Origin of the sequence: Peribacillus sp. NPDC101480 (genome assembly GCF_050277335.1) — a bacterium.
GTDB lineage: Bacteria > Bacillota > Bacilli > Bacillales > DSM-1321 > Peribacillus.
This window is the reverse complement of record NZ_JBNNSB010000020.1, coordinates 1-7,874: the sequence shown is the minus strand read 5'-3', so window position 1 is coordinate 7,874 and position 7,874 is coordinate 1. Positions and strand designations below refer to the sequence as shown.

At 37.6% G+C, this 7,874-nt stretch carries 7 protein-coding genes and 1 rRNA gene; 2 read left to right on the top strand and 6 right to left on the bottom strand.

All coding sequences use genetic code 11. From position 1 onward, the window contains the following. Positions 1–187 (top strand): hypothetical protein (locus ACQKMF_RS26505; protein ID WP_427575621.1); only part of this gene is annotated, 187 nt, incomplete at its 5' end. A 430-nt stretch (positions 188–617) separates the two neighbouring features. Then, a complete protein-coding gene (locus ACQKMF_RS26500) occupies positions 618–1,175 on the top strand; it encodes a shikimate kinase (RefSeq protein ID WP_053533572.1) in 558 nt (185 codons plus the stop codon). A gap of 117 nt (positions 1,176–1,292) precedes the next feature. Here ACQKMF_RS26500 and ACQKMF_RS26495 read toward each other — a convergent pair whose 3' ends face one another. The 6 genes from ACQKMF_RS26495 to rrf form a co-directional block, all read right to left on the bottom strand. Beyond that, positions 1,293–2,306, bottom strand: coding sequence for a LacI family DNA-binding transcriptional regulator (locus tag ACQKMF_RS26495; RefSeq protein WP_101226130.1), 1,014 nt, complete (start codon positions 2,304–2,306; stop codon positions 1,293–1,295). Positions 2,307–2,529: 223 nt separating this feature from the next. Continuing rightward, positions 2,530–3,738 (bottom strand): MFS transporter, encoded by a 1,209-nt coding sequence (locus ACQKMF_RS26490; RefSeq protein WP_402945649.1) that lies wholly within the window; start codon positions 3,736–3,738, stop codon positions 2,530–2,532. 273 nt (positions 3,739–4,011) lie between these two features. Beyond that, positions 4,012–4,896: a quinate/shikimate dehydrogenase gene (locus ACQKMF_RS26485; RefSeq protein ID WP_427575618.1), complete on the bottom strand. Its 885-nt coding sequence runs from the start codon at positions 4,894–4,896 to the stop codon at positions 4,012–4,014. 60 nt (positions 4,897–4,956) lie between these two features. After that, positions 4,957–5,718, bottom strand: a complete 762-nt coding sequence (gene aroD, locus ACQKMF_RS26480) for a type I 3-dehydroquinate dehydratase (RefSeq protein ID WP_402945652.1) — start codon at positions 5,716–5,718, stop codon at positions 4,957–4,959. Positions 5,719–5,785: 67 nt separating this feature from the next. Beyond that, positions 5,786–6,988 carry an MFS transporter gene (locus ACQKMF_RS26475; protein WP_101226134.1) on the bottom strand — a complete coding sequence of 401 codons (1,203 nt, stop codon included), beginning with the start codon at positions 6,986–6,988 and terminating at the stop codon, positions 5,786–5,788. 811 nt (positions 6,989–7,799) lie between these two features. Next, positions 7,800–7,874: ribosomal RNA gene (gene rrf / locus ACQKMF_RS26470) — 5S ribosomal RNA — on the bottom strand; the annotation flags it as partial.

Below are 7,874 nucleotides of genomic sequence, written 5' to 3'. Positions count from 1 at the left end.
TTTTAAATCGCTGTGTTTTTCAGCGACCATTTCATCTTATCATTTTCATAGTAAGAAGTCAATAGTTATTATTTCTTTCAGCAATCAGCCAAAAGCGATGAAGTTTTTCGTTTGTCTTGGTTGGTGCTTATTTATATTAATCCTTTCCCACCATAAAGTCAACACATTTCATGCAATTCCTTATTAAATGATTTAAGCAACTATATAGAGGAATAAATGTGCCTTTCTTCCCCCGGCCTCCGTTTAAAACATATAATCCGGCAAATCATTAATTCCATCCATTTTATTAAATCAAAGACCCCTTTGAAAATGATTTCCCTTCAACCTAGTAAGCTTTTGCAAAACCAATAAAACCTCCTAGTGATGTGTAAGGGCATTAACAACCTATATAGATGAAGGTAAACGTGTAATCAGATCTCCTAAATCAAATACTGAAAAATTGATTGTTCCTTTCAAATAGATTGCTTTAAAATAAACCGTTAAATCACAAATCCCATTGTCCAAATATTAAAAAATTTTTTTACAATTTTACTTTCTTGTACTATAATAAATATATTTTAAAAATTTCAGGATAGACTTTTAATCATTATAAAAATAGTAGGGAGAGGGATTTATAAATGATTAATAAAAACACATCTTTGAGGATGCAAAGTATCGTTTTTATTGGCTTTATGGGAGTAGGAAAGACGACGATCGGACAGAAAGTAGCAAGGAAATTATATAGGGACTTTATTGATATAGATCAAGAAATTGAAAAGGAATTCAATATGCCCACTACAGAAATATTCAAGAAGTTTGGTGAAAAAGCTTTTCGCGAAAAAGAAAAAAGTGTAATTGAAAGCCTTAGTCAACAACAATTGAAAATCATTTCAGTTGGAGGCGGGGCATTTTTACAAGAGGATATACGGAATATCTGTTTATCCAATTGCATTGTCTTTTACCTGGACTTATCTTGGGAATACTGGAAAGAGAGAATAGGCTTACTTATTGATAGTAGACCTGTTTTACAAAGCCGGTCACTTGAGGAAATTGAAGAACTCTTTTACACAAGACAAGAAATATACTCCTATCATCATTCAAAAGTGAATACCAATGATCTTGATGTTGATGAAGTTGCAGACTTTATAGTCGATTCATTGAAAGTTGCCTGGGATATTTATGAACCGCTTAAGTAAGACCCGCTCTTTCATTAATCGATTTTCCCAATAAAAGAATAATAGAAAAGATGAAAAGGGTACAGAGGCATGGATACCTAACCTCCTGTAAACTAATCACCTTTTTATTTTTCTTTATTAGGAAGACTCTCTAATAATCAGTTCTGGATTCAATATGATTCGCTGTTGATCACGTTCAATTTTCTCCATTTGCTGGTACAGGAGATTCGCTGCCTCTTTTCCAATACGTCTAGGGAATGAGGAAATGGTCGTTAGCGGAGGATGATAGATTTCTGCGACTGGAACGTTATCGAACCCAACGATATCTATATCTTTTCCAGGAGTAAATCCTTTCATCATTAATCCTTGCATAACACCGAAAGCAATTAAGTCGCTAAAGCAAAAAATCGCGGTAGGCGGATTAGGATTCTCAAGTACTTTCAATACAGCCTCCAGCCCTCCTTCCCGTGTAGGGGCACTATCTATCACCAGCGATTCATCCACTTCCAATCCCGCACTTGAAAGAGCTTCACGGTATCCCTCCATTCTCTCGATCCAAGTAGAAGATTCCTTGATGCCACCAAGGAGCGCAATTCTTTTATGTCCCTTTCCAAGGAGATGATCAACAGCCATCCTGGCTCCTTCTGGATAGTCTATGCCTACATAGTCGCTATTCACCCCAGGTAGTTCCCTAACAGCAAGGACCATTGGCGTGTCAATTTCATTTAACCGTTCAATTGTATCTTGTGAGCTTTCAGAGACAGGACAAAGAATCAGGCCTCCCACCCTATGTTCCATCATGGTTGAAAGGAGATGGTCTTGCTTGGCGACCGAGTCGAATGTAGTTCCCAGCAACACTGTATAACCGACCTCATCCAATGCGTCATGAACGCCTATCAGGAATTCAGAAAAAAAGGTGTTTGATATGTCGGTAATAATGATTCCTACAGTATCAGAGCTCTGCGACCTTAGGTTGGCTGCAATTCTATCGTATACATAACCCAGTTCATGCATGGATTTTAATACCTTTTGTCGCGTCGCTTCCGATATTCGAGGATTATTGCGAACGATAAGGGAAGCAGTGGATGTAGAAACCCCAGCATGTTTCGCTACCTGTTGCAGCGTGACCCGCCCTTTTTTGGATTGTTTCATAGTTCAATCACCATCTTGAATGTATTTTTGATGTACTTATTATTATCATGTTCTTATTATAATAATAATATAGTTACTGTCATTATTACACCATTGCTTTCGGAACATGGGTATACCATCGGTTAATACTCACTCCCTACATCTATATCAAATATTCATTAGTCCAAAAAAAAACGCCACCCTAGTTCTAGAAGATGGAGTTTTAAGTAATCCTTCATATTTATTAGCCATGGTTAAATATGGTCTGGTGCTGTGTCAATTTTTTATATCGGTAATAAACAAAAGCTGCAGCTAGAATTCCAATAGTTGCAATAAAGCAATCAAAAAGAAATATATGCGATATATCCCCGCTCTTAGCGATCAAACCCGTTGCAATTGGTAAAATGACGCTCGCCAAACTTGAAGCCGTCGCAACGATTCCTGTTACAGTTCCTTTTTTCCTCCAGAAGAGTTCAGTCATTATTGCAATGGTTAATTGAAATATCCCAGCTGTCGAGGCCCCAAGGAAAAAAGAGCAAATACTTAAGACAATGGGTGAATGAATCGTTAATATGATGATTACCGTAAGTAAAGTAATCATTGGATAAAGCAATATCACTGTCACGGGCTTGATCCATTTGTTTAATAAGATGGATAATAGCAGGACGGAAATAAGTGATCCAACACTATAATAACTCAATAATTTAATTGCACTTGAAGATGGCATCCCTGCGACTTCCTGGCCGAAGCTCGGTAACCAGATTTGCGAAACTGTAAATAACGCAGTTGATGTAAACCCAATTATGATTAATGCCACTCCTTCGCTCCAAAATTTAGGTTCAGTTATGAACCTGTTACTATGCAAATCCTCCTCATGATTTACAGCATCGGATTTGCTTTTTGGAAATGAAGCGGACAAAACAAAGAACATATTCAAGAAGTAGACTACAGCCGGTAATAAAAATGCAAACCCGTAAAATAATTCATTCCTAGTAAGAAACAAGATGATGAATGGCAGGATGGTTGCACCAAGTGAACCAAAAGCCTTAACCATAACACTGGCGGAACCAGCAGATTCAGGAAACATTTCAGTTAGCGCCGGATATGTACCAGCATCCATGGCTGAGTTCGAAATTCCCGCAAGTAAAGCAAATACAAACGCCATTTCATATGTGGGGGAAAATGGAATCCCTAATAAAAAAACTCCCATTATTACCGAAGAGACTATGATCAATGGCTTTCTCCCAAATTTATCTGATAATACTCCTGAGAGACCATACGTGAGTAACCTGCCTATTCCTATTGCTGCAATAAGATAACTAATGCCAGTAGAGTCTGTATCCCATTGTTCTGTTAAAGAGGGCATGTTTGAGGCGAGAATTATATTTACCATCCCTAGCAGGAAATAGTTAATATACATGCCAGATGCCGCTTTAAAATACTGATTTTTCATTATTACACCCCTATAATAAATCACGTTGTGTTTCTCCCCTAGAACGCTTTAAGCAAAATGTAATTACTTTAAAGCCTCCCCTTTTATGTTATCCATTTAAATGAAAACGACTTTTCAAAAAAAAAAAAACGCTAAGAAAAACAAGGGATTTCACTCCCTGCATTTCTTAGCTCTGAGGTATCTGCACTCATTTAATGTAATCAATCAACGAATGATGCACATCAAGTATGAAAAAACCTCTATTTGGAGAATGATCCCCAGAGTGGAATCGTATTATTCTGCAAACAATTGCTCTTTGATGTAATCAACAGGCATCTGTTGACCAGTCCATAATTCAAAGGCAAGTGCACCTTGCCAAAGCATCATCCCCAGACCATTAATAGCTGTAGCACCCGCAGCCTCAGCTTGTTCCATTAGTTTTGATTTACGTGGGATGTAAACAACATCTGTTACGATTAAATCAGGACGCAGCATTGATTCGTCTTGAATGACACTTAAGCCATCAAGCGGTTTCATGCCAACGCCAGTTCCATTTGCCAAAATATCACTAGTTGCGATTTCAGCCTTTAATTGTTCAACATTTTCAAGAGGGTATACATTGGCTTTCACATTTAAGTGCTTCATATCTTCATTGATGATTCGTACATTCTCTTCTGCTTGCGGGAAGAAAGCATCATCACGAGCAAAAATGCTGATTTCCGCCACACCTTCCAGCGCAGATTGAATGGCAATTGGAGTAGCAGCCCCCCCAGAACCGATAAGAGTCATTTTCTTTCCTTTAATATCAATACCATGTTCTTTTAGGTTCCGAGTATATCCCATTCCGTCTGTGCTGTGCCCTACGAACTTTCCATCGACATTGACAACTGTATTAACTGCCCCAGAAAATTTAGCACTGTCTGCCAATTCATCTAGATATGGAAGGATCTTCATTTTATTAGGCATGGATACGTTAAATCCTTTTACATTTAATGCACGCATCCCTTTTACTGCATCTTCCAGCTCTCCATTTCCAACTTCAAATGCTAAATAGGCGCAATTCAAGCCTAATTTATCGAAAGCTAAATTATGCATGGCAGGTGATAAAGAATGTCCGATAGGTGTTGCCAGCAATCCTACTAATTCTGTTTTCCCATTAATTCGTCCTAGATTTTCCATGTTCTATTCCCCCTGATTTTTTAAGTTTTATATAAATTCCTTATTGGAAGGAATTATAAGTTAAATATTTTGATCAATGATCTCCAATACATCTCTTAATTGAGTAACAGGAATTTGTCCTGGGGCAGATGCTTCTTTTCCTGCACCAAATGTACAAGCAGATCCAAACACCGCACCTGATAATCGGCTGACCAGGCCTTTACCCGACATTGACATCGTAATGAATGGGCGATCGGCATACTTTGTTTTCATCGTGTAAGTTGCATCTAATAAAACGAGTAAGTCACCAACCGTTTGGGGCATCACAGCGATTTTTGGAATATGGGCGCCAAATTCCTGCATTTTACGCAATCGGTAAATGATTTCTTCTTTTGCCGGTGTCTTATCGAAATCATGGTTACACATTACTACGTATACGCCATTTTCCTCAGCTACCTGTACAGTCTCCTTCACTGATGATTCCTCAAAAAACAACTCCACATCGACAAGATCAATATTCTTCGTTTTAATAGCTGTATGAAGAAGTTGGAAATAATAAACATCGCTGATTTCCTTGTTTCCGCCTTCTTTATAGCTTCTAAAAGTGAAAAGCAGCAAAGTATTTGGAACAGCACTTCTAAGTTTTGAAATCATATCTGAAACGGCTTCTAAGCTTTCGACTTGTTCAAATACATCTACTCGCCATTCAATGATATCCGGCTGTAGCGCATTTACCGTTTCAACTTCTTTAAGCAGTTCCTCTTCAGTTGTCCCCATTAGAGGAACGATGATCTTTGGAACCCCTTCTCCGATCGTTACGTCTTTGATCGTGATTGTTTGCATGGATGTTTCCCCCTTTTATCATTATCATCAGTGGGGTTCATGCCCCACTGATGTTCGGCTAGACTGATTAATTGGATACCTTAATTACCTTTTTGTATCGATAGGCAACGAATACGGCCAATAAAATACTAACTGCCGCAATTGCCACATCAAACAAGAAGACCGCAGTTAACCCAGCACTCTTAGAAATGATACCAGTAATGAAAGGTATAATGATAAAGGCTGAACTACCTGCAATGTTTACATATGAAGTAATCGTACCTTTATTGGCAGGGAAGAATTCTGTGATTATTGTCATGGCTAATTGGAATACCCCTGCAGTTGAAAGCCCTATGAAGAAAGCGCTCAAAACAGTTATAAATGGTTGCTGGATGTAAATGAGTGACAATAAAGATAATGCTGCAATGACCGGATAGATAATCATGACGGTAATGGGCTTAATTACTTTATTCAATAGAACTGCTAGCAAAATGACAGAAACAAGGGAGCCAATGCTATAGTAACTAAGCAATTGAACAGCCTTAGCTTGGGTTAGCCCCAATACATCTTGTCCGAAGTTCGGGAGCCAGACTTGAACCAGCATGAATAAAGCAGTTGATGTGAAGCCTAATAGTATGACTGCCAAACCTTCCTGAGCAAACTTCGGTTTTGAGAGGAATTGCTGTTGAAGCGGAACAGCTTGTTCATCATTCTGAGTTTGGCTTTGAGCTTTATGATCCGGGAATGAAACCTTAAGCAGGAAAAACCCATTAACAAGATATACAGCAGCCATTAAGAAGAATGTATACCCGTAAAACATATCTCTAGCTATAAAGAACGCCATGATAAATGGAAGAAGTGCGGCACCGATTGAAACGAAAGCTTTTACTAATACGGTAGCAGAACCAGCTTTCTTTTGAAAAGCCTCAATAAGTGCTGGATACGTACCTGCATCCAAAAATGAATTTGCAATACCAGCACATACAGCAAATATAAATGCCAGTGTATAGTTAGGAGCCAAAGGTATGCCTATTAGGAAGATCAGGTAGATAAAAGATGCTGAAACGACAAATGGTTTCCTTCCTAATTTATCCGACAGTCTACCCGCGAAAAACAAGGAAACTAACTTACCGATTCCTATAGCAGAAACCAAGTAACTTATCCCTGAGGCACTTGTGTTTAATTGATCGGACAAATTTTCCATATTTGACCCGATGATAATATTGATCATGCCTAAAATGAAATAGCTAATATATAAACCAGTGGCCATTTTTATAAATGGATTTTTCATGTAACACACCCCTATTAAAAATTATCGAAATGCACTTTGATTCTTAAGACTTTCAGAAGTTGCCCCCTTGCCCCATACCATAAATTCAAGAACAAAATTACGTACTAAATAAAACAATAAGTAAACCGGCTTTAGTTAGTACATCGTTCTACTAACTTTTCGTATAACTAGTATATCGTTCTACTAATCTTTATTATTAGTACATCGTTCTACTAAAAAATTAGTACTGGTATATCGTTCTACTATAAACCGATTACGTTCTAAATTCAAAAGGTATTGAATTAACCCTTATACTAGATTTAATTAGTTAAATTTATTTAGTATATCGTTCTACTGGATTATTATACTGCGCTAATTTAATTGTGTCAAACTCATGAAGCAGTCCTTAATAACTATAGAGCAATTACTCATACTCATTATTCCTGGATTTCGAAGTGCTTATTTTTGATCTTATTTACCTTAAAAGCACAGCCATACCTTGGATTCGTTACTGTTCATAAAAGATGAAGCATACTTTTATTTGCTGTGGCACAAAGTATTTTTTATCATTTATTAGGCTTCCGATATTCTCCACTTTTTTAGTTACCAGTTTCTGAATAAATTTCTTTTTAGCTAAAATATATGTACTCCTGCTTATTTAAATACAATTATCCAGTTATTTGCAATCTGATTGATTAACCCATGTCTAAATAATATCTCAACTTACCCTTCTAAGGGTGAAATAACGTCTTCTCTATAATGGAAAATAACAAGGCTTCATACTTTTCATAAACGCAAAAAAAGACCAGCCTGATGGCTGATCTTTTGAATGGCTTGGCGGCGTCCTACTCTCACAGGGGGAAACCCCCAACTACCATCGGCGCTGAAGAGCTTAACTGCCGTGTTC